Source organism: Streptomyces sp. NPDC058157 (genome assembly GCF_042884105.1).
Classification (GTDB): Bacteria; Actinomycetota; Actinomycetes; order Streptomycetales; family Streptomycetaceae; genus Streptomyces.
Window position 1 is genome coordinate 1 of the sequence record NZ_JBHVUQ010000027.1, and the last position, 25,336, is coordinate 25,336.

The 25,336-nt window shown below is 74.4% G+C and carries 22 protein-coding genes; 15 read left to right on the forward strand and 7 right to left on the reverse strand.

What is annotated here, in order from left to right; all coding sequences use genetic code 11:
• Positions 1-38: 38 nt before the first annotated feature.
• Positions 39-728, reverse strand: coding sequence for a VIT family protein (locus tag ACFVXK_RS09760; protein WP_389610975.1), 690 nt, complete (start codon positions 726-728; stop codon positions 39-41).
• Between the two features lie 186 nt (positions 729-914).
• Between ACFVXK_RS09760 and ACFVXK_RS09765 the strand changes: the two genes are divergently transcribed.
• Positions 915-1,946, forward strand: a complete 1,032-nt coding sequence (locus ACFVXK_RS09765) for a PP2C family protein-serine/threonine phosphatase (protein WP_389610976.1) — start codon at positions 915-917, stop codon at positions 1,944-1,946.
• Positions 1,947-1,998: 52 nt separating this feature from the next.
• Positions 1,999-2,943 (forward strand): nuclease, encoded by a 945-nt coding sequence (locus ACFVXK_RS09770; protein ID WP_389610977.1) that lies wholly within the window; start codon positions 1,999-2,001, stop codon positions 2,941-2,943.
• 58 nt (positions 2,944-3,001) lie between these two features.
• Here ACFVXK_RS09770 and ACFVXK_RS09775 read toward each other — a convergent pair whose 3' ends face one another.
• Positions 3,002-3,259: a hypothetical protein gene (locus tag ACFVXK_RS09775; protein ID WP_389610978.1), complete on the reverse strand. Its 258-nt coding sequence runs from the start codon at positions 3,257-3,259 to the stop codon at positions 3,002-3,004.
• Positions 3,260-3,365: 106 nt separating this feature from the next.
• On the opposite strand from ACFVXK_RS09775, the gene ACFVXK_RS09780 reads away from it, so the two are divergent.
• Entirely contained in the window at positions 3,366-3,737 is a 372-nt protein-coding gene (locus tag ACFVXK_RS09780; RefSeq protein ID WP_389610979.1) for an ArsC/Spx/MgsR family protein, read from the forward strand.
• A gap of 37 nt (positions 3,738-3,774) precedes the next feature.
• Here ACFVXK_RS09780 and ACFVXK_RS09785 read toward each other — a convergent pair whose 3' ends face one another.
• Positions 3,775-4,632, reverse strand: a complete 858-nt coding sequence (locus ACFVXK_RS09785) for an alpha/beta fold hydrolase (RefSeq protein ID WP_389610980.1) — start codon at positions 4,630-4,632, stop codon at positions 3,775-3,777.
• 74 nt (positions 4,633-4,706) lie between these two features.
• Between ACFVXK_RS09785 and ACFVXK_RS09790 the strand changes: the two genes are divergently transcribed.
• Positions 4,707-5,162 (forward strand): MarR family transcriptional regulator, encoded by a 456-nt coding sequence (locus ACFVXK_RS09790; protein ID WP_389610981.1) that lies wholly within the window; start codon positions 4,707-4,709, stop codon positions 5,160-5,162.
• Between the two features lie 132 nt (positions 5,163-5,294).
• Positions 5,295-5,825, forward strand: coding sequence for a hypothetical protein (locus ACFVXK_RS09795; RefSeq protein WP_389610982.1), 531 nt, complete (start codon positions 5,295-5,297; stop codon positions 5,823-5,825).
• Here ACFVXK_RS09795 and ACFVXK_RS09800 read toward each other — a convergent pair.
• On the reverse strand, positions 5,818-6,750 hold the full coding sequence (locus ACFVXK_RS09800) for a Gfo/Idh/MocA family protein (protein WP_389610983.1): 933 nt from the start codon (positions 6,748-6,750) through the stop codon (positions 5,818-5,820). The two genes, ACFVXK_RS09795 and ACFVXK_RS09800, sit on opposite strands and share 8 nt — an antisense overlap.
• A gap of 205 nt (positions 6,751-6,955) precedes the next feature.
• Here ACFVXK_RS09800 and glnII point away from each other — a divergent pair, with 205 nt between their 5' ends.
• Positions 6,956-7,975, forward strand: coding sequence for a glutamine synthetase (gene glnII / locus ACFVXK_RS09805; protein ID WP_389610984.1), 1,020 nt, complete (start codon positions 6,956-6,958; stop codon positions 7,973-7,975).
• Between the two features lie 467 nt (positions 7,976-8,442).
• Entirely contained in the window at positions 8,443-9,078 is a 636-nt protein-coding gene (locus tag ACFVXK_RS09810) for a winged helix-turn-helix domain-containing protein (RefSeq protein WP_389610985.1), read from the forward strand.
• A gap of 94 nt (positions 9,079-9,172) precedes the next feature.
• Here the strand turns inward: ACFVXK_RS09810 and ACFVXK_RS09815 are convergent, their stop codons facing one another.
• Positions 9,173-10,834 (reverse strand): PepSY-associated TM helix domain-containing protein, encoded by a 1,662-nt coding sequence (locus tag ACFVXK_RS09815; RefSeq protein ID WP_389610986.1) that lies wholly within the window; start codon positions 10,832-10,834, stop codon positions 9,173-9,175.
• 79 nt (positions 10,835-10,913) lie between these two features.
• Positions 10,914-12,038 (reverse strand): hypothetical protein, encoded by a 1,125-nt coding sequence (locus tag ACFVXK_RS09820; protein WP_389610987.1) that lies wholly within the window; start codon positions 12,036-12,038, stop codon positions 10,914-10,916.
• A gap of 65 nt (positions 12,039-12,103) precedes the next feature.
• On the opposite strand from ACFVXK_RS09820, the gene ACFVXK_RS09825 reads away from it, so the two are divergent.
• From ACFVXK_RS09825 to ACFVXK_RS09860, 8 genes are all read left to right on the forward strand, one after another.
• Positions 12,104-12,727 carry a rhomboid-like protein gene (locus ACFVXK_RS09825; protein WP_389610988.1) on the forward strand — a complete coding sequence of 208 codons (624 nt, stop codon included), beginning with the start codon at positions 12,104-12,106 and terminating at the stop codon, positions 12,725-12,727.
• A 138-nt stretch (positions 12,728-12,865) separates the two neighbouring features.
• Positions 12,866-13,660, forward strand: a complete 795-nt coding sequence (locus tag ACFVXK_RS09830) for a tyrosine-protein phosphatase (protein ID WP_389610989.1) — start codon at positions 12,866-12,868, stop codon at positions 13,658-13,660.
• 128 nt (positions 13,661-13,788) lie between these two features.
• The gene (locus ACFVXK_RS09835) at positions 13,789-15,714 is read left to right on the forward strand and encodes a hypothetical protein (protein WP_389610990.1); all 1,926 of its coding nucleotides are present in this window, start codon (positions 13,789-13,791) and stop codon (positions 15,712-15,714) included.
• 146 nt (positions 15,715-15,860) lie between these two features.
• Complete coding sequence (locus ACFVXK_RS09840; RefSeq protein ID WP_389610991.1) at positions 15,861-16,757, forward strand: metal-dependent hydrolase; 897 nt, start codon at positions 15,861-15,863, stop codon at positions 16,755-16,757.
• The gene (locus tag ACFVXK_RS09845) at positions 16,754-17,797 is read left to right on the forward strand and encodes a PDR/VanB family oxidoreductase (protein WP_389610992.1); all 1,044 of its coding nucleotides are present in this window, start codon (positions 16,754-16,756) and stop codon (positions 17,795-17,797) included. The genes ACFVXK_RS09840 and ACFVXK_RS09845 overlap by 4 nt, the downstream gene beginning before the upstream one ends.
• Positions 17,798-17,835: 38 nt before the next feature.
• Positions 17,836-18,552 (forward strand): TetR/AcrR family transcriptional regulator, encoded by a 717-nt coding sequence (locus ACFVXK_RS09850; RefSeq protein WP_389610993.1) that lies wholly within the window; start codon positions 17,836-17,838, stop codon positions 18,550-18,552.
• Positions 18,553-18,607: 55 nt separating this feature from the next.
• Entirely contained in the window at positions 18,608-19,132 is a 525-nt protein-coding gene (locus ACFVXK_RS09855; RefSeq protein WP_389610994.1) for a GNAT family N-acetyltransferase, read from the forward strand.
• A 156-nt stretch (positions 19,133-19,288) separates the two neighbouring features.
• On the forward strand, positions 19,289-19,873 hold the full coding sequence (locus ACFVXK_RS09860; RefSeq protein ID WP_389610995.1) for a polysaccharide deacetylase: 585 nt from the start codon (positions 19,289-19,291) through the stop codon (positions 19,871-19,873).
• A gap of 64 nt (positions 19,874-19,937) precedes the next feature.
• Here ACFVXK_RS09860 and pulA read toward each other — a convergent pair whose 3' ends face one another.
• Positions 19,938-25,328: a pullulanase-type alpha-1,6-glucosidase gene (gene pulA / locus ACFVXK_RS09865; protein ID WP_389610996.1), complete on the reverse strand. Its 5,391-nt coding sequence runs from the start codon at positions 25,326-25,328 to the stop codon at positions 19,938-19,940.
• Between the last annotated feature and the right edge of the window lie 8 nt (positions 25,329-25,336).

Below are 25,336 nucleotides of genomic sequence, written 5' to 3' on the forward strand. Positions count from 1 at the left end.
GGGCGGGGAGCGAGCACCGCGCAGCGGGAGCAGGGGGGTCAGGTCGAGCCCAGCCAGGTGCCCACCGCGTAGGTGACCGCCATCGCCAGCCCCCCGCCCAGCACGTTCCGCAGCACCGCCCGCGGCACCGGCGCCCCGCCCAGCCGCGCGCTCACCACCCCGCACAGCGTCAGCGCCCCCAGCACCGCCCCCACCGTCACCGGCACCCTCCCCGAAGCCCCCGGCAGGACGATCGCCAGCAGGGGCAGCAGCGCCCCCACCGTGAAGGCGACCAGGCTGGCCAGCGCCGCGTGCGTCGGGTTCGCCAGTTCGTCCGGCTCGATCCCCAGCTCCACCCGCGCGTGCGCCCTCAGCGCGTCCCGTTCCGTCAGCTGCTCCGCCGCCTCCCGGGCCACCTCCTGGGTCAGGCCCCGCGCGGCCAGCAGCTCCGTCAGTTCGGTCAGCTCCGCCTCCGGGTCCTCCGCCAGCTCGCGGCGTTCCAGATCCAGCGCCGCCCGCTCCGAGTCCCGCTGCGAGCTGACCGACACGTACTCCCCCACCGCCATCGACAGCGAGCCGGCCAGCAGCCCGGCCACCCCGGCCGTGAGGATCTCCGTCCGCGAGGTGGTGGCGCCGGCCACGCCCACCACCAGGCCGGCCGTGGAGATGATCCCGTCGTTGGCACCGAGGACTCCGGCCCGCAGCCAGTTCAGCCGGGTGCTGATCGCCGCGCTCTGCGTCTGCGTCACGGCTCCACTGTCGCGGCCCGCGCCCGCCCCGGCCAGCCCGCCGGGGCCACCCGGCGTGCGCCGCCCCCGACCCGGTACCAGGGTGGAGGGGTGAGACCTGGGGCGCGACGGAGGGCGAGACTCGGAGGGGACGAGCCCGGCTGGCTGCACGGGGCCCCGCCGCCCCGCTGGGCCAGGATCGCGCCCGTGGTGGCACTGGTCGTGCTCTGCGCCGCCCAGTGGACCACCTCCACCGCGGAACTCGGCTACTTCCTGGCGGCCCTGCCCGCCGTGGCGGCCTTCTCCTACGGAGCCGTCGGCACCGCCTTCTTCGCCGTCCTCGTGCTGGTCCTGCTCGGCGTCCCCGAGCTCGGCGTCGGGCACGCCCGCGGCGCCGACCTGGCCACCGTGGCCACCGTCGGCCTGCTCAGCGTGGTCATCGCCTGGGTCCGGCGGCGCCGCGACGCCCAGCTGGTCAGCGTCCGCACCGTCGCCGAGGCCGCCCAGCTGGCGGTGCTGCCGCCGGTCCCGGAGCGGGTCGGCGGGGTGAACTGCTCGGGGCTGTACCGGGCGGCCCAGCGGGGCACGCTCATCGGGGGCGACCTGTACGACGTACGGGCCGGGCCGTACGGGGTCCGGGCGGTGGTCGGGGACGTCCAGGGGCACGGGCTGGCCGCCGTCGGCACGGTGGCCTCGCTGCTCGGCGCCTTCCGGGAGGCGGTGCTGGACGACCCGGGGCTGGCGGCCGTCGCGGCCCGGCTGGACCGGCGGCTGGCGGCCGACGCGGCGGCGGACTGCGTGGCGCACCCGGAGCTGTTCGCCACGGCCGTGCTGCTGGAGTTCCCGCCCGGGCTGGACCGCGTACGGATCGTCTCGTGCGGGCATCCGCCGGTGCTGCTGCTGCGGGACTTCGCGGTCACGGAGGTGGCCGTGGAACCGGGCCCGCCGCTGGGCCTGGGCCTGGGCGGGCCGGCCCTCCCCGAGGTCGCCGAGCTGCCGTTGCTGCCCGGCGACCGGCTGCTCGCGCACACCGACGGGGTGACGGAGGCGCGCGACGCGAGCGGCTGCTTCTACCCGCTGGCCACCCGGGTCCCGATCCTGGCGGGCGACCCGGAGGGCCTCGTCCCGGCGCTCTGGCAGGACCTCGCGGCCTTCAGCGGGGGCGGGCCCCGCGACGACGTGGCCCTGCTGGTGCTGTCGCCCGATCAGCGTCTGTCGGGCGGCCGGGGACCCCTCTAGGTTCAGGGGGCATGCACTGCGCGTCCTGGTGCCGACACCCGTAGGAGCCGCCATGTCCATGCCGATGCTGCTGATCACCGGGACCTTCCGGGCCAAGGGCCTCAAGCCGGACGGGGACACCGTCACCTTCACCCCTGACCAGGTGGACGACTGGAAGCTGGTGCCCGGCGCGAGACCGGTCGTACCGAAGTGGGACGGCAGCGCCTCCATCCGCCTGGAAGGCATCGACGCGCTGGAGACCCACTACGGCCAGAAGGACCTGCTGTCGGGCGTCCAGCACCAGCCCCTCGACCTGGCCCACGCGGCCGCCGACACCCTGCTGGGGCTGATCGGCTTCACGGACTTCCACCGGCCGGTGGTCGAAGCGGGCCACGCGCACCAGCCTGACGACGAGAAGATCATCAGCACCATCCCCGAGGTCACGCACGGCTACGTCCTCACGCGCGGCGCCGACGTCTTCGGCCGCTGCGTCGCCCTGGTCGGCAGGGACTTCCAGCCGGCGCCCAACGGCTACCAGGTCGAGGTCGACGAGCAGATGCTGAAGAACACCGCCAACTACAAGCTGATGGAGGCCGGCCTGGTCTACCCGACCTTCTACAGCGAGTTCCCCGAGCTCCTGCGCGCCTCCCTCGCCGCGGCCGCCGCGGCGGCCGCGGCACACGAGCCGAAGAAGGGCGTGTGGGCGAGGGACGCGACCACGGCCCTGCCGGGGGTGCAGGTCACCGACATCTCCTCACTCACGGACGAGGCCACGGGCGCGGTGATCCTCCCCAAGCTTTTCCGGCGCCTGAAGGACTACCTCGAGCTCGACCGCGACCCGTCGCAGCCCGCCCTGTCGTGCTTCCGCGCCTATCTGGCGGGGGCCTCGGACGACCAGTACTACCTCCAGGGGAAGCCGGAGGTGTACCGGGGCATGCACCACGTCGTCGAGGTCACCGGCGGGAACACGGTGAGGATGACCCACGGGCCGGAGGAGATCGTCTTCGTGGAGAAGTAGGACACGGCGCGACGGCCGGCCGGCGGGGCTGCCGGCCGGCCGTCGGCGCACCCGTGCGTCAGCCGGCGTTCGCGACGATGAAGGCGCGGACCATCCGGCAGGTGTGGTTGGACGGCCGGTGGATCCCCACCCGGACGGCCATCGTCCGTATCTTGCGGTTGGTGGCGCGCTTGGCGTCGTACGTCCCCGTGTCGAGCAGGGAGATCGCCAGCCGCATGGCCTTCAGGCGGCGGTTGTGGTTCTCGTACCACTCGCGGGGCAGCCCCGCCGGCAACGGCTTCTTCCTGGGCATCACAATGCTCGCGGCAGCGGCCATCTACAGCCTCCCAAACGGTAGTTGGCTTCCTGTCGTTCTCCCTCGATTTTACCGGGGGGCACTGACAAAAGCCCTGGCCGGACGGGACCTGGCTAGGCTGGCGGCCATGGAGATCTGGATCAATCCCGCCTGTTCGAAGTGCCGCAGCGCACTGACCCTGCTGGACGCGGAAGGCGCCGACTACACCGTGCGCCGCTACCTGGAGGACGTGCCGTCCGAGGCAGAGATCCGCGAGGTGCTCGGCCGTCTCGGCCTCGAACCCTGGGACATCACCCGCACCTCAGACCCCCTGGCGAAGGAGACCGGCGTACGGGACCTCCCGCGCGAGGAGACGGACGGGGCCCGGTCCCGCTGGATCGCCCACCTCGCCGCCCACCCGAAGCTGATCCAGCGCCCGATCATCACCGCCGAGGACGGCACGGCACTCGTGGCCCGCTCGGAGGAGGCGGTCCGCGAGGCCCTGTCCCGCAAGGCGTAGGGGCCGGCGGGGCGGGGGGCGGGCGGGCGGGCGGGGGCTAACCGGCCAGGAAACGGGCGACGGCAGCGCCCGCCGTGAGCGGCAGGGCGTGGTGCGGGACGCCGGGAAGCACCTCGACCCGCGCCCCCGGCAGCGCCTCCCGCGCCGCCCGTGCGACGCGCCGGGCGTCGTGGCAGCGGGCCGCCCCGGCGAGGAGGACGTCGACCGGCAGCGCCCCGACCCCGGCGAGGTCCGGGCGCGGGCCGGTGACGGGCCGGACGGTGGGGAAGGCGGCCGTCTCGTCCTGCAGGCGCAGCCAGGCCGGGTCCGGGCCCGGCGCGGACCCGCCGCCCTCCCAGGCGAGGAACGAGCGAATCCGCCCGGGGGTGGGCCGCACCAGCATCGGCAGCGCGCGCAGGACGTAGCCGGGCCGGAGCCCGGAGAACACCTGGGTCGGGTCGAGCAGCACGAGCCGCTCCAGCCGCCCCGGCCGCGCGGCGGCCAGGCGGGTGGCCGCGTGGGCGGCGATCCAGGCGCCGTAGGAGTGCCCGGCCAGGGTCACGGGCCCGTCGGCGAGGGCGTCGAGCAGCGCACCGAGCCAGCCGGCCAGGTCTCCGGGGGTCCGCACGGCCCGCTCCGGCGCCGGAACGCTCAGCCCCGGCTCCCCCACCAGGTCCACGGCGTGCACCCGCCGCTCCCGGGCGAGCCCGGCGGCGACGCAGCCGCCCCACACGGCGGAGGTCGCCCCGCCACCGGGGAGCAGCACGAGGGGTGGCGCGCCGACGGGACCGCAGCTGTTGACGCGGGTGACCCCGTAGGGCGTGGGGACGTCGACGGCCTCGACGGGCACGGGCCACTGGCCGAGGACCTCGTCGTAGGCGGCACGGAAGGACGCCCGGACCGTTCTCTCGACCATTCCGCCCGCCCCGTTCCCTCGATGCCTCGCTGAGCGATAATCTCGCTCAGCGAGAGATCCTAGGCGGAGGCGACGTGGACGACAACCATCTGGAACTGGTGCACCTGCTGCGGGCGGTCAGCATCGAATTCAGCCTGCGGCAGGCGGAGTTCGCCGCCGCCAACGGGATGCACCCGACGGACGTACGGGCACTGGTCTCCCTCCTGGACGCCGCCCGAGCCGCCGAACCGGCCACGGCGGGGCTGCTGGGCTCGCGCCTGGGTCTGAACTCGGCGGGCACGACGGCGGTGATCGACCGCCTGGAACGCCTCGGCCACGTGACCCGCACCCGCGACCCCCGCGACCGCCGCCGCGTCCTGCTGTCCGTCACCCCGGAGGCGACCCGCCTGGGCCAGGCCTTCTTCGGCCCGGCGATCGAAACGCTGGCCGGGGCCGCGGCATCCCTCACCCCGACGGAACACGAGGCGGTGCGGCGCTTCCTGGCTACGGCTCAGACGGCGTTCGGCGGCTGTGGCGGGGCGGCGGGGTGAGGGGAGGCCGGCGGATCTTCATCTCATCCCCATCCCGCACCTCGTAGGGTGAGGGCTGCACCAAAGGGAAGAAAACACCGCAAACCGCCATACGCGCCGCGCCGTGACGAGCACAGGGACCGGACGACCACCATGACCGAACAGCAGCATCCGCAGCCCGCCGCCGCCGTGACACTTCCGCCGCCCCGGCGGGGGGCCGACTGGATGTTCGGCGGGGTGTACGGGACCGTGCTGGCCAGTGGGCTCCTGGCCGCGCTCGACCAGAAGGGCGGGGAGTACACCCCCTTCTACGACGCCAGCTGGGTCCTCGTCACCGCCGCCACCGCCGGGCTCGCGCACGGGTACTCGCACCACATGACCACCCACCAGGCCGGTTCGGCGGCGCACCGGTGGCGGCTGCTGGTGCGGGCGCTGTGGAACGAGTGGCCGATGATCGCGGCCACCCTGCCCACCGTGCTGCTGCTGGTCCTCGCCGGGGTCGCGCACTGGGAGTCGTACGGGGTGACGGCCGTCGGGCTGGGGCTGAACACCGCGCTGCTGTTCGCCTGGGGTTCCTTCGTGGCGATCCGGGTCGGCTACCGGCTCGCCTCGGCCCTGCTCATCGGCCTGGCCGACGCCACCATCGGGCTGGCCATCATCGTCGCCAACGCCCTCATCAAGTAGCGGCCAGCCGGGCCTCCGCCTCCGCCAGGATCTCCGTCAGCCGGGCTCCGAACTCCGCCCCGCGCGGGTCCGGGACGCCGGTGCGGGCGGCGGTGAGGACGGCGTCGAGGGCGCGCCCGTAGGCGCCGGGGACGTCGCTCCAGCCGGGCAGGCTGAAGACGCCCTCGGCGCCGCGCAGTTCCAGCCCCACCCCGGCCGCCGCGCGCGGCGAGCTCAGGCTGAGGACGGCGGTGCTGGCGGCGCCCGAGGCGTGCCGCAGGGCGAGCTGGACCAGGTCGGACGGCCCGCGGGCGGCGGTGACGGCGGTGACGTCGCCCAGGACCGGGATCAGGACGGACAGGGCGTGCGGGCCGACGTCCCACAGGCCGCCCTTGGCCTCGCGCCAGGGCGATTCGGCGTACGCGCTGGGCTCGCCGTCGGGCGGGTAGACGGCGCCGAGCCAGTGGGCGGAGGCGGTGAACCAGCCGCTGCGCCCGGCCTGGTCGAGGACCCACCCGGCGGTGGGCTCGGCGAAGCGGAGGGTCAGGAAGACGACGGAGGCGACGCCGTGCGCGGCGGCGGCGTCGGCGACGGCGCGGGCGTCCGCGACGGTCGTGGCGACGGGCTTGTCGAGCAGCAGGTGGCAGCCGGCGGCCGCAGCGCGGACGGCGAGCGGGGCCTGGACGTCCGGCGGCAGGGCGAAGGCCACCACGTCGCAGTCCGCGAACAGCTCGTCGGGGTCTTCGTACACCTTCACCCCGGACGCGGCCGCCAGCTCGGCCGCCGCTTCGGGGCGGCGGCCCCAGACGCCGGCGAAGTCGGAGCCGGTGTGGGCGGCGAGGGCGGGGGCGTGGGTGCGGCGGGCCCAGGGGCCGGTGCCCAGCAGGCCGACGCGGGGACGGGGGCGGCCGGGGGCCCACTCGGAGCCCTCTCCGGAAGAGTTCAAATCGTACGAAATGCTCACCTGCTCAGTCTGCCCCACCCGGACGGGCGTGCGGCCGGCGACCCGCGTACGCCGCCCCACCTGCGGCGTAAACCCCGGTAACAAAGGATTCACATACGGGCAATGGAGGAGAAATCGCCGAAGGGGACGCTTTCGGCCAGGAGCGCAGCACCCGCGCAGCACCCGCAGAGTCAGGATGGATGGGCCCGTGAGCTACAAGGCTGAGTACATCTGGATCGACGGCACCGAGCCGACGGCGAAGCTCCGCTCGAAGACGAAGATCCTGCAGGACGGGGCGGAGCTGCCCGTCTGGGGCTTCGACGGCTCCAGCACGAACCAGGCGGAGGGCCACGCCTCCGACCGCGTGCTCCAGCCCGTGTTCTCCTGCCCGGACCCGATCCGCGGCGGGGAGGACATCCTGGTGCTGTGCGAGGTCCTGAACATCGACATGACCCCGCACGAGTCGAACACCCGCGCGCTGCTGCGGCCGGTCGCCGAGAAGTTCGCCGCGCAGGAGCCGGTCTTCGGCATCGAGCAGGAGTACACCTTCTTCGACGGCGCCCGCCCGCTCGGCTTCCCGGTCGGCGGCTTCCCGGCGGCGCAGGGCGGCTACTACTGCGGTGTCGGCGCGGACGAGATCTTCGGCCGTGAGATCGTCGAGAAGCACCTGGACCACTGCCTCGCCGCCGGCCTGGAGATCTCCGGCATCAACGCGGAGGTCATGCCGGGGCAGTGGGAGTTCCAGGTCGGCCCGGTCGGCCCGCTGGAGGTCTCGGACCAGCTGTGGATCGCGCGCTGGCTGCTGTACCGCACGGCCGAGGAGTTCAACGTGTCGGCGACGCTCAACCCGAAGCCGGTGAAGGGCGACTGGAACGGCGCCGGGGCGCACACCAACTTCTCCACGAAGGCGATGCGCGAGGACTACCGCGCGATCATCGCCGCGTGCGAGGCGCTGGGCGAGGGCAGCAAGCCGCTGGACCACGTCAAGAACTACGGCGCGGGCATCGACGAGCGGCTGACGGGGCTGCACGAGACGGCCCCGTGGAACGAGTTCAGCTACGGCGTCTCGGACCGGGGCGCGTCCGTCCGGATCCCGTGGCAGGTGGAGAAGGACGGCAAGGGGTACATCGAGGACCGCCGCCCGAACGCGAATGTGGACCCGTACGTGGTGACGCGGCTGATCGTGGACACCTGCTGCACCGGCCTGGAACGGGACGGTCTGGTCTGACCCGCCCGGACTGTCGCAGAGGTGGGACGAATCGGCCCACGATGCGATACGCGTGAACGGGGCGGACCGGCGGAAGCGGATTTCCTGTTGATGGTTTGTCGGGATTGTGACGGCCTGACGAAGACTTGACGACAGAATATGAGATTCCGGTCCATGAAGTGAGACGCGGCCTGCCCCGGCCCCGCGCTTTCTGCTTCAATGACGCACATGGCCAGCCATCCGTACACCCCGACAGGTCGCAGCGACCTGGAGCCGTTCTGGCCGTCCCGTCAGGACCACGACTTCGACCGGGTGTGTTGCCGCGCCGAGAACGCGCCGGCCCTCTAAAGCCTTCCGGGACCTCTCACCAGACCCGCCCGGGGCCTTCGGTCTGCGCGGTACGCAACGACTACGTGCACACGCACACGTGCTGCTCATGCACACGTACGTCTTCTGCCGACCACTCCGCGTGAAAGAGCTGACCACTCATGGCGAACACCCGCTCCATCGCTTCCGCCGCCTCCGCTGCGACCTCCGCTCCCCTGCCCTTCCCGCCGTTCCCGGCGGCCGGTCCGCGCCACCGGCTGCGGGCCGTGGACCGGGACGAGGTGGCCCGGGTGGTGGACCTGCTCCCGCCGGGCGCCACCTGGCTGCCCGCACCCCAGCACGCCGTGCCCACGCTGCCCGGCCAGCCGCCGATGGTCGGCTACCTGGTCCTCGTACCGGCCGACCAGCAGTCGATCGCCTTCGCCCCGCACTCCGTCCCCCTGCCGGTGCAGGGACCGGGGGCCGGGGCCGCGGCTCCCGTCCAGCCTGCGGCTCAGGCCTCGACCACCACCGGAGACGCGCTCGTGCGGATCGACTCCGCGCAGCGCACGGCGGAGGTGGACGGCGAACTCCTCGACCTCACCTACCTGGAGTTCGAGCTGCTCGCCCACCTGGTGGCCCACCCGCACCGGGTGCACAGCCGCGACCAGCTGGTGACCACGGTGTGGGGCTACGGCCACGTCGGCGACGGCCGGACGGTCGACGTCCACATCGCCCGTCTGCGGCGCAAGCTGGGCACGGCGCACCGCGGCGCGATCCAGACCGTCCGCCGCGTGGGGTACAAGTACACGCCCTGACGGACGACATGGCCGAAGGGCCCGTACCCGCCGGAGCGGGTACGGGCCCTTCGGCCTCCTCGTTACGCGGTCACGGTCACGGTCACCGTCGCGGTCACGCGGTCTTCGGCGCCCGTCGGCGGGCGGCGAAGCCGAGGGCCCCGTCCACGACGAGGAACGCCAGCAGGCTGAGTCCCAGCAGCGGGACGAACCAGCCCACCAGCGCGGTCACGGCGGCGAACGGCAGCAGCACCGTCACCGGGAGCCGGCGCCAGGCCCCGCGCGGCTGCGCGCGGCCGACGGAGAGGGCGCGGTCCTTGGTGGGCCGGCGCATCCACCACATCCGGTAGCCCCAGACGATCAGGAACATCACCGCGACGGCGAGCGCGGCGAGCGCGATCTGGTTGGCGATGCCGAAGGTCAGGCCCATGTGCAGGTCGATCCCGAACCGGGTCAGCTGCGCGAGCAGCGGGTAGTCGGCGAAGCGGAGCTCGTCCATGATCCGGCCGTCGGCGGGGTCGACGGCGACCGAGTCCAGGTGCACGGGCAGGGTCTTGTCGGCCTCCTTGACCACGTAGCCCTTGCCCTTGGCGGGCAGGGTGACGCGCAGGCTCTCGGTGACCCCGGCGGCGCGGGCGGCGGCGACGGCCTTGTCGATGCCGATGTCGGCGGCGGGCATCGGCATGGTCATCTCGGTGCCGTCGGGCATGACGTGACCGGCGTGCTCGCCGCCGCCGTCCGCTCCGCCGGAGCCGGGCGTCAGCTTGGCGGCGACGGAGGGGGTGGCCCCGCCGAGCCGGTCCTGGAGCTGCCCGATGTTCTCACCGGCGTACTTCGACCAGGTCAGACCGGTCGCGGAGAGGCCGACGAGGCCCACGGCGGCCCAGAGGCCGATGCTGCCGTGCCAGGAGAGGGTCTTGCGGCGGCCGGTGGCCTTCCGGTCGGGTACGAGGAGGGCGGCCTTGCGGGTGCGGCGGCGGCCGATCCACAGGGCGAGGCCGCCGAGGGCGACGATCCAGAGCCAGCTGGCGGCGAGTTCGCTGTAGTTCCGGCCGAACTCCCCGAGCTGGAGGCTGGCGTGGAACTCGCTGAGCCACGCCCGCAGGGGCAGGGCGTCGCCGCTGGTGGTGAGCTGCCCGCGGACCTCGGCGGTGTAGGGGTCGACGAAGACGGTGCGGGTCTGGCCCTCCGCCAGGCCCGGGGCCTCCATGATCACGCGGGTGGTGGCGTCGGCCTCGGGCCCGGGCCACACGCCGACGACCGTGCCGCGGGGTTCGGCTGCCTTGGCGGCCTTCACCTGGGTACTGAGCGGGACGGCGGCCTCGCCGACCCGGTCGACGGTCAGCTCGTGGGAGTAGACGATCCGCTCGGCCTGCCAGGACCCGGCGTAGAGCAGGCCGGTGGCGGCGGCGAGGAAGAGGACGGGGGCTATGAGCACCCCGGCGTAGAAGTGCACGCGCAGGAGCAGCGGCCGCAGGGCGGCCCACCCACCGGCCCGCTTGGCTCCGCCGGCGGCTTCGGGGGCGGGGGCGGCGTCGTCCGCGGGTGCGGATTCGTCTGCGGGTGCGGATTCGTCTCCGGTTGCGGGCGCGGGGTCCGGCTCGGTGCCGGCCGCGGGCGTGGGCGTGGTGGCCGTGCCGGGGGCGGCCCCGGCTGCGGATCCGGGCTCGGGCTCGGCCGCGGGCCCGGTGGCCGTGCCGGATGCGGGGGCGGCGTCGGGTGTGGGGGCGGGGTCGGTGGCCCGTGCGCGGGCGTCCGTGAGGTCGTCGAGGGACATGTCGGTCCTAGGGTTCGGCGAAACAGGGGATCGGCCCCCGGTCTCGCCCCTCCCCTCACGTACGGAGGGTGCGCGCCGGTCAGGCGGCGCGGGCGGAAAGCGGCCGGAGGGCCGTGGTGCGGGTGTCTCGCCGACGGGGCGGCCCCCGGCGGACGGCCGTATGGGCGTGCACGGCCCCGCGCAGGCGGCGGGGCGGCCGGTACGAGGGGCGCTGCGCGGGCGGGCCGGGTACGGGGGCCGGCCGGGTGCGGAGCAGCGCGAGGACCCGGGCGAGCGGCCGGGCGGCCAGCAGGGCGGTGGCCCCGAGGGCCCCGGCCAGCCGGAACACGGCGGCCTCGCCCCAGGCGAGCCAGAGGGCGCAGAACAGCCCGGCGAGCAGGTGCGCGGCGACCATGCCGAAGCCGCCGTGCCCGGCCATCCCGAGCAGATCGACGAGCCCGGCCATGCCGTCGGCCGTACCGGTGGTGGAGGCCATGCCGTCCGCCATGCCGGAGTGGGAGGCCGTCCCGGTGGCGTGGGCCATGCCGGAGTGGGCCATCCCGGTGGCATGGGCCAGCCCGGCGGGGTCGATCAGACCGGCGGAGTGCGCCAGGGCGGCGGGGTCGTGCACCCCGGCGGCGTGAGCCGCCCCGACGGCGTCGGCCAAGCTGTGCGCCGAACCGGCGTCAGCGAGCCCGGGGGCATGACCGAACCCGGCACCGGCCACGTCCCCGACCTGAGCCACGCCCAGGGCATGCGCCGAACCGGCATCAACCAGACCGGACGCATGCCCGGACCCCGCACCGGCCACGTCCCGGACGTGAGCCGCACCCGGAACACGGCCGGCACCGGCCGCGTCCATGGCATGGCCCGGGCCATGGGCGGCGTGGGTCGCGCCGGGCCCGGTGGCGTGCGTCGGGGGGTGGTGGTGGCCCGCCATCGGGGCCGGGGCGCCGTGGGTGTGACCCTGGGCTGCGGAGAAGGTGACGTGCAGGGCCGCCTGGACCGCCAGGAGGGACGCCGTGATGCCCAGCGGGCCGCAGCGACGGCCCGCGGCCGTCCAGGCGAGGGCGGCCGTGGCGGCGAAGGCTCCCAGGAGCCAGGGCAGGGGGATGTCCGCACCCGACATGTGCGCGTGCCCCACGGCGGCCAGCGCCACGCACACCGCCGCGAACATCGCGGCGCGCGGGGCGCGCATCGGCACGCGGGGGCGGGTTTCAGACATGTCCCGGTCATGCTCTCACGGGGCCCGCCGCCCCACGCGCCGGACCCGTATCCGATCATGGACGGGTGAATCCACTGCCATGGTCATCCTCCTCGCTCCCCCTGGGGCCGCTGGGCGCGCTCTACACCGGCGGGGTCCAGCTGGGGGCCCACGCGCTGGAGCGGCTGGCTCCGGCCGAGCGGGAGCGGATGCTGCGCGACTGCTCGACGAACGTCGACAACCTCGACCGCGGCCGCTGGGAGACCCTGCTGAGCAGTGCGCTCGTCGTCGAGGAACCGATGCCGCTGCCGTACGCGCTGCTGCTGGTCGCGGTGCTGGGCTACGCGGAGTACGCGTACGGGGCCTGGTGGACGGCCGCGGTGTTCCTCTTCGGGCACGCCTCGGCGACGCTCCTCGTCTACGGGGTGCTGCGCCGGACGGCCGACCGTGAGACCCGCCGGGCCGTGGACGTCGGCACCAGCTACGGCTTCAACGCCGTCCTCGGCGCACTGACCTCGGCCCTGCCGCGCGGAGCGGTCCGCACGACGGTCCGGGCCGGGCTGCTGGCCCTCGCGGTGCGGCCGGTGCTGCGGCGGGAGCGGACCTTCACCGACGCCGGGCACCTCGTGGCCCTGGGCCTCGGCATGGGGGTCTCGTTCGCCGTCGATTGTCTTTCCCGGTCGAACCATCGGAAAATCGCTCATATGTGACCAAGCAACGCGACGGCGGCCGCCACCGCCCCGCACCCCGCAGGACACGCACCACTCGCACCACACGCCTTACACGAGTCACCTCACCCCGTGCGGCCGGATCCCCCGCGCCGCGCGCCCGACGCTGGAGCCGCCACGATGACCGCCACGACCTCCACCACCGTCGCCAACCTCCGCGACCTCGGTGGCACCCCGCTCGCCGGTGGCCGTACCGTCCGCTCCGGCCTCGTCCTGCGCTCGGCCGCACTCGACCGGCTCGACCTCGACGCCGACCCGGCGATGGCCGCGCTGGGCCTGCGCACGGTCATCGACCTGCGCAGCGACGCCGAGCGGGCCGACCACCCGGACCGGATACCGGAAGGTGCCCGGCTGCTGGTGCGCGACGTCCTGGCGGACAAGATCAGCGAGGCGCGGATGCCCGCCGCCGCGCAGCTCAAGGACCTCCTCGCCGACCCGGTGGTGGCCGAGGAGCACCTGGGCGACGGCAAGGCGCAGGCCCTGTTCGGCTCGGTCTACCGCTCCTTCGTCACCACCGCCTCCGCGCACGCCGCGTACCGCACGCTGCTGACCGAGGCCGCCGACCCGCAGGCGGGCCCGCTGCTGTTCCACTGCACGGCCGGCAAGGACCGCACGGGCTGGGGCGCGACGGTGCTGCTGTCGCTGCTCGGCGCGGACGACGAGACCCTGATGGCCGAATACCTGTCGGTGAACCCGGCGGTGAAGGCGGCGTTCGCCCCGATGATCGAGGGCTTCACGGCCGCCGGCGGGGACCCGGACATCGCGCTGGCGCTGATCGGGGTGTTCCCCTCGTACCTGGAGGCGGGCCTGGACGAGCTCTACCTGCGCTTCGGGTCGATGGAGAAGTACGTCCGCGAGGGCCTGAAGGTCCCGGACGAGACGGTCGAGGCGCTGCGCGCGCGGCTCGTCGCCTGACCGGCCGGGCCGGGCCGGGCCGACGACGCGCCCCACGTACTCCCCACGTCACGCCCGGCGCGCCCGATTCGTCCGAACGTGTGCGCCGGTGCGGGTGACCATCCCACGATTCGCTCGTTCTGCTGAACGTGACTGCGCCGGATACCGCCACCCGCCCCCTGCCCCCCGACGTCGAGCAGGCCGAGGCCGCCATCGTCGAGCACTACCCGCGGCTGGTGCGGCTCGCCTACCTGGTGCTGCCGCCCTCGCTCGGCCGCAACCGGCGGGTGCTCACCGCCCATTCGCTGACCCAGCGCGCGCTGCCGCGCGGACGGCGGGCCTCCGGCGCGGAGGCGGAGGTGCAGGGCGGGGTGCCGGCGCAGCGGGGCGGGCTGGGAGGGCCCGAGTCCGGGTACGCGTACGTACGGCTGCGGGTGCTGCGGTCCGCCCTGGAGGCGGGGGTCCCGCTGACGTTCAAGGCGCTCCCGCTGCGCGGGCAGCTTCCGGCGCTGCTCCCGCAGGTATGGGGGCTGCGGCTGTTCCCGCGCGCGGGCGGGGCCGAGGAGCTGGCGCTGGACCAGTGGCTGGCCACCCTGAACGGCCCCGGCCGGGCGGCGTGCGTGCTGCGGGCGCTGGAGGGGCTGGCGGAGCCGGACGTGCTGCGGGTGCTGTCGGAGGCCGGGGTGGCCGATCCGGCGGCGGCCGTCGCGGAGTCCGGGGACCCGGCGCACGACGCCCTGTTCGCCTCCCCCGAGTTCGACCCCTGCGTGCTCCAGGCCCGGCCCACCGACCTGCTGCGCCGGCGCCGCTTCGCCCGGGCGGGCCTGGCCGGGGCGGCCGCGCTCGCGGTGTGCGGGGCGCTGCTGGCGCTGCCGGGCGGCGGCTGGGGCGCGGACGGGCCGGCCGCCCCGCTGTACGCGCAGAACGCTGCGGCGCAGCAGGCCCTGGACCCGGGGAAGCTGGTGCGGGTGGCGGCCACGGCGTGGAAGGCGTCCTCCCGTACGGACTACTCCGTGTGGCCGGCGCGCGGCGACCGGGCCGCGGACACCGAGCTGCTGCGGCGGGCGCTGGCCGTGTGGGCCCGCCCCGGCGCGTCGGTGGTGGTCTCGGCCACCCCGGGCACCCCGTCGGGGCCGCCCATGGGGCCGCCGCAACTGCTGTTCGCGGGGACCGTCGACCAGGCGGTGGTGGTGCTGCTGTACGACGGGCTGCGGGTGGTGCGGTACGCCGAGCCGCGCAACGGTACGGCCGGCGCGGCCCTGGACTTCGCGCGGACCGACGGAGCGACGGCGGACACCGCGACGGCCCTGGTGCTCAGCCGGGTCGACGGCAACGTCCGCTATCTGGCGGCCCCGTGGGTCACCGGCGCCGCCGTACGGGACCTGCTCAAGCCCGGTGACCAGCCGACCGCGCTGAAGCTCACCCCGGACGGGCTGACCCCGCCGGTGCTGGGGCCCGCACCGAACGGCCAGTGCACCGGCTGGAACGCGCTGGCCCTGACCGGCGACGGGGCCACCCGGCTGGTCACCGACCTGGGCGAGCTGACCCCGGCCCGGCTGACCTCGGGCGCGCCGGGTGCCGCGCGGGACGTGACGGAGGCGGCGGAGCTCGGCGAGTGGTCGAAGACGGCGTGCCTGCTGCCGTCGGTGCGGTCGCACGGGGTGCGCTCCGTCAACGCGTGGACGTACGCGAAGCAGCCGTTGCCGGAGGGCGACGGGGCGGCGACCTGGCTGTGCAGCCGGGCGGAGACCTGGCAGGGGGCGGCGGACCGGGTCCAGGTGCAGTTCCTGGCGCCGGGGGCGGCGCTGGCCGTGCAGGCGGCCAAGGCGGAGGGCTCGCCGGCGTGCGGGGCCCGGGAGCCGAGGGTGCTGGCCGGGGTGCTGTGGAAGTCCCGGGCGGGGCAGTGGTACGTCCTGGCCGCGGGCAGCGCGCAGTTCACGTCCCTGACGGCGACGGGCGGCGGGGTGAACGGCACCGCGAACGGCAACCGGCTGGCGGTGAAGGCGCCGGAGGGGGCGCAGGTGGACCTGTCGGGGAAGCTGACGGACGGCAGCACAGCGGGGGCGCTCCGCTAGGTTTCGGGGGCTCGGGTGGTCGGTCGGCTGCGGACTCGTCGTGGCCGGTCGCGCAGTTCCCCGCGCCCCTGGCGGGGGCGTGCCTCTCCTGGATTCGGCCGTGCCGAGGGGTTTTCCTCGGGCGTACCCCTCAGTACATTGACGCCATGTCTAATACGCCGCTCGCGCCCGCCCCCGTGGAGTCGGAGCACATAGACCTCCAGGCGCGGAACGTCTCCTTCTCCTGGGAGGACACGCCGCTGCACTGGCTGCCCGGCGAGCCCTTCGCCGGGCACACCATCAACGTGCTGCACCTGCTGCTGCCCGCCGGTGAGCGGTGGTTCGTGCACGTCTACAAGCAGGTGCTCCCGTACATCACGGACGAGCGGCTGCGGGCGGACGTCGTCGGGTTCATCGGGCAGGAGGCCATGCACGCCGCCGCGCACGACGACGTGCTCCCCCACCTCAAGCGCCTCGGCCTCGACCCGACCCCCTACACCGCGCAGGTCGACTGGCTGTTCGAGAAGCTCCTCGGCGACCGCACCCTGCCGCCCGGCCGGGCCCGCAGGTGGTGGCTGATGGAGCGGGTCGCGATGATCGCCGCCATCGAGCACTACACGGCCTTCCTCGGCGACTGGGTCCTCAACGCGCAGGAGCTGGACCGGCGCGGGGCCGACCCGATGATGCTGGACCTGCTGCGCTGGCACGGCGCCGAGGAGGTCGAGCACCGCTCCGTCGCCTTCGACCTGTTCATGCACGTCGACGGCAACTACCGCCGCCGCGCCCGGACCTGGGCCACCGCCTTCGCCGCCCTGGTCTTCCTGTGGCAGCGCGGCGCCCGCTTCTTCATGGAGAACGACCCCCTGCGGCCCGGCGCCAAGGCCTCCCTCGGCCAGTTCGTCCGGGCCGGACGGAAGGGGGTCCTGCCGTCCACGGGAGCGATGGTGCGGTCGATCCCGACCTACCTCTCACGGACCTACCACCCCTCGCAGGAGGGTTCCACCGCCCAGGCCGTGGCCTACCTGGCCGCCTCCCCCGGCGCCAACGGCGGGGTGCGGCCGTGAGGCGGGCGCTGGCCGTCACGGCGGTGGCGGGGGCCGCCGTCCTCACCCGGCGGGCGCTGCGCAGGCGCATCGGCCGTTCCCCCCTGTGGCCGCTGCCCGCACTGGAGACCCCGGTGTCGGGCCACTCCCCGCGCCGCTGGCTGCGCACCCTGATCGTCTCGCGCACCGAGCCCGCCGAGGGGGTGCTGCGGCTGGTGCTGGAGTCCGACGAGCTGCCGGCCTGGACCCCCGGCGCGCACGTGGACGTACGGCTGCCGTCGGGGCTGGTGCGCCAGTACTCGCTGTGCGGGGACCCGGCCGACACCGGCCGCTACACGATCGCGGTCCGGCTGGTCGAGGACGGCCGCGGGGGCTCGCGCGAGGCGCACGCCCAGCTCGTGGAGGGCGCCGAGCTGGACGTGCGGACGCCGCGCAACCGCTTCGAGCTGCTGCCCGCGCCCTCGTACGCCTTCGTCGCGGGCGGCATCGGGATCACCCCGGTCCTGCCCATGCTGCGTGCGGCGACGCGGGCGGGTGCGGACTGGACCCTGCTCTACGGGGGGCGTTCGCGGGCCTCGATGCCGTTCCTGGCCGAACTCGCCGCCTACGGGGACCGGGTGACGGTCGTCGCTCAGGACGAGGCGGGCCTGCCCGACCTGGCGCCGCTGGCCGCGCTCCGGCCGGGCACGCTCGTGTACTGCTGCGGGCCGGAGCCGCTGACGGCCGCGGTCCTGGCGGCGGCGCCCGACCCCGCGGCGGTGCACCTGGAGCGGTTCGGCGCGGCGGCGGCTGGCCCGGCCCGGCCCTTCACCGTCGAACTCGCCCGCACGGGGGGCGCGGTGGAGGTCGGGGCCGGGGAGTCGGCGCTGAGCGCGGTGCGCCGGGTCCTGCCCGACACGCCGTACTCCTGTGAGCAGGGCTTCTGCGGCACCTGCCGGCACCGGGTGCTGGCGGGTGCGGTGGACCACCGCGACGAGCTGCTGACGGACGAGGAGCGGGCGGACTCGATGCTGCTGTGCGTCTCGCGCGCCGCGTCGGACCGGCTGACCCTGGACCTCTGAACAAGTGGTGCGCCCGCCCTCGAAGTAGGGTGTTCGCCATGACGACCGGGGTGCGGCGCAGGATGGGTGTCGAGGAGCGGCGGCAGCAGCTGATCGGGGTTGCCCTGGAGCTGTTCAGCCACCGCTCCCCCGACGACGTGTCGATCGACGAGATCGCGGCGGCGGCCGGGATATCCCGGCCGCTCGTCTACCACTACTTCCCGGGCAAGCTGAGCCTGTACGAGGCCGCGCTGCGGCGGGCCGCCGACGAGCTGGCCGAGCGGTTCGTCGAACCGCACGAGGGGCCGCTCGGGGCCCGGCTGCTGCGGGTGATGGGCCGGTACTTCGCGTTCGTCGACGACCACGGGCCCGGTTTCTCGGCGTTGCTGCGCGGCGGTCCGGCGGCGGGCAGCAGCCGGGCCAACGCGATGATCGACGAGGTGCGGCAGGCCGCGTACGAACAGATCCTCCTGCACATCGGCGTCGCCGAACCGCCCGCCCGGCTGGAGCTGGTGGTGCGCTCCTGGGTGTCGCTGGCCGAGTCGACGGCGCTGCTGTGGCTGGACGGGCGGCGGATCCCGCGGGCCGAGCTGGAGCTCCAGCTGGTGCACGACTTCGCCGCGCTGGCCGCCGTGAGCGCCGCGTACGACGCGGAGATGGCGGGGATCCTCGTCCGCATCCTGGCGGGCGAGCCGGCCGACGGCCCGTTCGGGGAGCTGGTCGGGCGGCTGGCGGCGCTGGTGCCCGGGCCGCGCGAGGGCGGACAGGAGACCTGACGGCCGCCCGTGGGGGCGGGTGGGACCGGGCGGCGCGGCTGGCGATAATGCCCGCGTGATCATTGACGACGGGATCGTGTTCCGGGCGGCCGAGGAGAAGGACGCCGGAATCCTGGTGAAGCTGTACGACCAGGCCGCCCGGTGGATGCGCAAGCAGGGCATCGACCAGTGGAAGCCGGGCGAGAAGGACGCCGCGCACTTCCGGGGGAAGATGCGCGACGGGGAGGTGTGGCTCGCGGCGGACGCCGACGGGCAGGTCGTCGGGGCGTACGAGCTGTGGTGGTCCGACGAGGAGGCGTGGGGGGTCCAGCCGCCGGTCGCGGGCTACGTGCACCGGCTGATGGTGGACCGTGAGACGGCCCCGCCCGGGGCCGGGCTGCGGATCCTGGAGCACGCCGAGCACCGGATCGCGCGGACCGGGCGGGAGCGGGCGCGGCTGGACTGCGTGTCCACGAACCCGCGGCTGCTGGCGTACTACCGGGGCGCGGGCTACCGGGTGGTGGGCGAGTTCCCGTCGAAGCAGGCCAAGGACGGCCGGGTGTACGGGGTGATCCTCCTGGAGCGGCGCCTCGACGTCTGAGGCACGGCGCCGCGGGGCCGCGCAAGCCCGCCGCGCACGCCATGCCGGGGCGGCTCTCGGCCGTCCGCGCGGGGAGCGGTTGCCCGGGTTCCCGGCCCGCCGGTACTGATGGTCGCGACCAGTCGGTACCAGGAGGGGAACACCATGAGGATGTCCATGAAGAGGTCCGCGGGCGCCGTCTTAGGGCTGGCGCTGGCGGGGGTGCTGGGGGCCACGGGGGTGGCCGGGGCACAGGCGCAGCCGTCCGCGCCGAACCGGGCCGGCGGGGCGGTGGCCGAGGCCCCGGCCTCGGTGGTCGCCGACGTCGAGGCGGCGGCCGCCCGGCAGCACGCGTTCGCGCCGGCCGCGCGGGTGGTCTGTTACGCCGCGCACGTGCAGGACGTCGGCTGGCAGGCGGCGGTGTGCGACGGCGCCGTGGCCGGCACCACCGGGCAGAGCCGCCGGATGGAGGCCCTGACCGTGGCGACCAGCGGGACGGGCGGGGTGTGTGCCGACGCCCATCTGGCCGACGTCGGCTGGCAGGGCTGGCGGTGCGCGGCCGACGGCAAGGCGGTGACGGTCGGCACCACCGGGCAGTCCCGGCGGATGGAGGCCCTGGGCCTCCAGGTCGGCAACGGCAGCGTGGCGGCGCAGGCGCACGTGGCGGACTACGGCTGGCTGAACGCCCTGAACGGGAACCCGGTGTACGTGGGCACGACCGGGCAGTCCCGGCGGATGGAAGCCGTCCGTATCTGGGTCTGAGCGGGAATACGCCGAGGGGGAGGTACCGGACCGCGGCCGGTACCTCCCCCTCGGGGGTGGTGCGTCAGGAGCGCTTGAACACCGCGACCGTGCGCGCCGGGACGGTGAACTCCCCCGTCGCCCGGTCGTACGCGGACGCCTTGACGGCCGGATCGGCGCCGCCCGCCTGGACCGGGTGCAGGGCGTAGCCGGTGCCGGCGAGGGCGGACACCCGCTGGGCCTGGGCGGTGGGGGTGGCGTTGAAGACGACCACCAGGTCGCCGACGGCCATGGTGAGGACGCCCGGGGTCTCGCCCGGCCCCGACAGCGGGAAGGACAGCCGGTCCTGGACCTGCCGGGCCGTGGTGAGGGCGAAGGCGGGTTCGGTCGTACGGATCCTCAGCAGGTCGCGGTAGGCGGCCGAGGCTCCGTCGATGTCCGCGCAGCCGGGGACCGGGCCGGTCAGCAGGGGCTTGGCGTAGGGCCATTTGGCGCGGTTGTCGGCGGCGGGCGGCAGGCCCCGGCCGAAGCCGTCGCCGGTGCGGCAGTCCCAGTGCAGGGCGTTGAACCAGTCGCCGCTGTCGAAGGAGTTGCGGTCCAGGGACTTCGAGCGGAGCAGGTCGCTGCCCGCCTGGGAGAGGGCCGGGCCCTGGGACAGGGCGGCCGTGGCCAACGCGAGGACCTGCATCCGGGCCCGGTCGGCGGTGGGCGTGCCGGCGGGGAGCTTGTAGGCCAGGGCGTCGTAGAGGGTTTCGTTGTCGTGGGCGTCGGCGTAGGCGAGGGCGTCGCCGGGGGCGGCCGCGTAGCCGGCCGGGGCGCCGTTGTAGTCCAGCCCGGCGCCCGTGGTGCGGCGGCCGGTGGAGTCGGTGAAGGCGTACGGGGCCAGGTTGCCGGTCAGGCCGACCTTGAGGAGGTCCTGGTCGTGGAGGAGGCGGGCGCGCTGCTGGTCGGGGGTGCCGTTGGCCGGGGAGCCGTTGGGGTCGGTGAACAGGCCGGTGGCGAAGCCCTGGACGCGGGGGTCCTCGTCGAAGGGGCCGCCGCCGCGGACGGCGTCGCGGGCGCGGTCGGAGAAGGTGGCGATGCCGGTGCCGGCCATGTTCTTCTGGGTGGCCTGGACGAAGCGGGCGTCGTCGGCGACCTCGCCGAAGTTCCAGCCCTCCCCGTAGAGGACGACCTTCTTCCCGTCGACCCCGTCCTTGGCGACGGTCAGCGCGTCGAGGGCCTCGCGGACGGCGAGGATGTTGGCCTTCGGGTGGTGGCCCATGAGGTCGAAGCGGAAGCCGTCGACCTTGTACTGCCGGGCCCAGGTGACCACGGAGTCCACGACGAGGCGGCCCATCATGGCGTTCTCGGGGGCGGTGTTGGAGCAGCAGGTGGAGGTGGCGACGCTGCCGTCGGCGAGGAGGCGCTGGTAGTAGCCGGGGACGATGCGGTCGAGGACGGACTGGTCGGCCTGTCCGGAGGCGACGGTGTGGTTGTAGACCACGTCCATCACGGTGCGCAGCCCGGCGCCGTTCAGTGCCTGGACCATCCTGCGGAACTCGACGGTGCGGGCGGTGCCGTTCGGGTCGCTCGCGTACGAGCCCTCGGGGACGGTGTAGTGCAGCGGGTCGTAGCCCCAGTTGAAGCCGTCCTTGGCGGCGGCGGCCGTCACGCAGGCCTGCTGGGCTTCGGAGTCGGGGGCGTACGCCTTGAGGTCGCAGGCGGGGGCGGTGCGGGTCTTCGGGTCCTCGGGGACGCTGCCGAAGTCGAAGGCCGGGAGGAGGTGGACGTAGGAGGTTCCGGCGGCGGCGAGTTCGCGCAGGTGGCGCATGCCGGCGGAGTCGGTGTCGGTGAAGGCCAGGTACTGGCCGGGGTGCTTGCTCGTGGCGTCCGCGATCGAGAAGTCGCGGATGTGGAGTTCCTGGATCTGGGCGCTGGTGAAGGGGACGGGGGCGGGCTTGCGCAGGTCCTTCCAGCCGGACGGGGCGAGCTTCGGGTCGGCCAGGTCGACGGCGAGGCTGCGGGCGGAGTCGGTGGTCAGGGCGGTGGAGTAGGGGTCGGTGACCAGGTTGCGGACGAGTCGGCGGGTGCTGGGGGCCCAGACGGTGACGGCGTAGCGGTAGGGCTTGCCGGTCCAGGAGCGCTCGCCGCGCACCGACCAGACGCCGGTGGTGTCGTCGCGGTGCATGGGGACGGTGCGGCCGTCGAGTTCGAGGTCGACCCGCTGGGCGGTGGGGGCCCAGACGGAGAGGGTGGGTCGGCCGTCCGCGAAGACGGGGCCGAGGGGGGTGTTCTTCGCGGGGCCGGCGTAGAGGTCGTCGAGGACTCCGGCGAGCTGGACGCCGGTGGCGGCGAGGACGGCCCCGTTCGCCGCGCGGGCGCTCGCGACGAGCTGGCCGCGCAGGGCTTCGCGGACCCGGTCGCGGTCGCGGGGGTCGACGGTGAAGGCGGTGTACGCGGCCAGGTGCGGGAACTTCTGCTTCTGGGCCGGGGTGAGGGTGGAGCGGGTCAGGCGCAGCCACTGGGCGCCGGATTCGTGCAGGACGCCGCCGTCGGCGGTGATGCGGCCGTCGCGGGAGGCGAGGAGCTGGGCGGAGGCGGCGGCCTGGGGGGCGTTCCAGGCGAGGGTGTCGCGGTCGATCCAGACGGCCTCGGCCTTGGTGAGGTCGAGGGCGGCGCCGGATCCGGCGGGCTGCGGGAGGAGGTACTTCTCGCGGCCGCCGAGCATCCACACCTCGTGGCCGGTGGCCTTGAGGTCGAGGGACTGGTCGGCGGGGAGGTCCTTCTCGTCGCCCTTGTGGAGGATGTAGCTCAGGCTGGTCGCGCCGGGGGCGAGGGGGACCTCGTAGACGGCGCCGTAGGAGTCGGTGCGGACCGGGAGCAGGGGCTTGGACCAGTCGGTGGGGGTGGCGGCGCCGGTCCACACGTGCAGGCCCCAGCCGTCGTGGGCGCCGTCGGGGCGCTGGTAGTGGAGGACGGCCTTGGTCTGGTCCTGGGGCGGGTAGGCGGGGCGGTCGGTGCGGGCGGCCTCCTTGCCCTGCTCCAGCCAGACCTCGCCGGTTCGGGTCAGGTCGAGGGTGCGGTCGGCGGCTACGTCCTTGGTGCCGTCCTTGTCGATGACGAGGTAGCCGAGGGTGGAGGCGCCGGGCTTGAGGCGGACGTACGCGAAGGCGCCGTAGGCGTCGCGGCCGGTGAAGGGGTGTCCCTCGGGCCAGGGCGTCGCTTCGCCGTCCGCGAGGTCGCCCCAGGCGTACAGCCGCCAGTCCGCGTAGTTCCCGTCGGGGCGGTTGTAGTGGACGACGGCGTAGTCCCGCTGGGTGGCGGTGGGGGGTGTGGGCGGCGGGGTCCGCCCGGCGGTGGTCTCGGCGAGGGCGGAGGCGGTGCGGCCGGTGGAGTCGACGGCCACGGCCTTGTAGCGCAGGGGGGTGCCGGCGGTGGTGGCGGGGTCGATGACCTGCGTGACCTTGTAGGGGGCGTGGTCGGCGGAGCCGAGGACCTTCCAGGGGCCGGTGCCGGTCTGGGCGGCGAAGACGACGCGGTTGAGCGAGCCTCCCGAGGGGGCGGCGGACAGCTCGACGGTGCCGGTGGCGCCGGGGGCGGGGGGTGTGAGGGTGAGGGAAGGGCCGGTGGCGGGGGCGGGGAGGGGGGCGGTGGCCCGCAGGACGGTGGTGGAGAGGGCGGGGACGGTGACGGTGAGCTTGCCGTCGGTGGAGGCGGTGGTCAGGCCGGTGGAGTAGAGGGAGGCGGGGGTGGCGGGGGCGCCGTAGAGGGTGCGGTAGCGGGCGCCGGCGGGGGCGTCGAGCCGGACGGTCCTCGGCTCGGCGGAGTTGTTGGCGGCGACCAGGTACTCGGTGCGGGTCTCGGGGTCGGTGCGGGCGAAGGCGTAGACGGCGCCGTCGGAGAGGCGTTCGCTCTGGATGCCGTCGCGCAGGGCCGGGTTGGCCTTCACCAGCTTCGAGAGAGCACTGATCTGCTGGTAGAGCGGGTGCTCCATGTCGTAAGCGTCGCTCGCGGCGGTGCGGGCGGTGCCCAGTTCGTCGTCGTCGAGGTAGTCGGCGATCCGGGTGGCGAAGAGGGGCTGGCGGGCGTCCTTGTCACCGCCGGAGCCGGTGAAGCCCTGCTCGTCGCCGGAGTACACGACCGGGTTGCCGCGGGAGAGGAACATCAGCTCGTTGGCGAGCCGGTAGCGGTCCAGCAGCTCGGGCTCGGCGGCGCCGGGGCGGTCCTGCTTCAGGAAGCTGCCGAAGCGGCCCATGTCGTGGTTGCCGAGGAAGGTCACCTGCTCGTAGGCGTTGGCCTTGTCGGTGGTGTACCGGTAGTCGTCACCGAGGACGGAGGCGAGGCGCCCGGCGGGTGCGCCCTGGGAGGCGTAGGCGCGGATCGCGTCCTGGAGCGGGAAGTCGAGGGTGGCGTCGAGGCGGCCGCGGGTGACGTAGGGGGAGGTGACGGCGGTGTCGGCGGAGTAGACCTCGCCGAACATGAAGAAGTCCTTGCGGCCGCGCTTGGCCGCGTACTGGTCCAGGGCGGTGGCCCACTGGGTCCAGAAGTCCATGTCCACGTGCTTGACGGTGTCGATGCGGAAGCCGTCGACGTCGAAGTCGCGGACCCACTTCTCGTAGATCTTCTCCATGCCGCTGACGACCTCGGGACGCTCGGTCCACAGGTCGTCGAGCCCGGCGAAGTCCCCCTGTTCCGCTGATTCCCCGGCGAAGGTGGAGTCGCCGCGGTTGTGGTACATCGCCGGGTCGTTGAGCCAGGCCGGGGACTTGAGGTCCTTCTTGGCGGCGGGGACGGTGGGCGTGCGGGGGAAGGTGCGGGCGGGGTCGACGGCGGGGAACTTCTTCTTCCCGTCGGCGTATTCACTGTCGTCGAAGGGGACGCCGTCCTTCGTCAGGTAGGGGAAGGCACCCTTCGACAGGTAGTCGTGGGAGCCCTCCTTGTAGTCGACGACGTCGGCGGTGTGGTTGGTGATGACGTCGAAGAAGACCTTCATCCCCTTGCCGTGCGCCTTGTCGATCAGGCGGGCGAGGTCGGCGTTGGTGCCGAAGTGCGGGTCGACCTGGGTGAAGTCGGTGATCCAGTAACCGTGGTAGCCGGCCGAGGCGTTGGGCCCCTCCCCTTGCACGGGCTGGTTCTTGAAGATCGGCGCCAGCCAGATGGCGGTGGTGCCGAGCCCCTTGATGTAGTCGAGCCGGTCGGTGATCCCCTTGAGGTCCCCGCCCTGGTAGAAGCCCTTGTCGGAGGGGTCCAGGCCGGTCTGGAGGCGGGTGCCGGTCAGTCCGCCGGTGTCGTTGCGCGGGTCGCCGTTCGCGAAGCGGTCCGGGAGCACGAAGTAGAACTGCTCGCGGGTCAGGTCGTGGCGGGCGGGCTCGGCGGCGAGCTTCGCGTCCGAGGGCGGGGCCGGTGGCGTGGCGGCGGCCGCGCTGTGCGGCAGGGCCGGCAGGAGGGCCACGGCCAGGGCGGCGGCGGCGAGTCCCGCTGCGGGGCGTGTCAAGGGGGTCT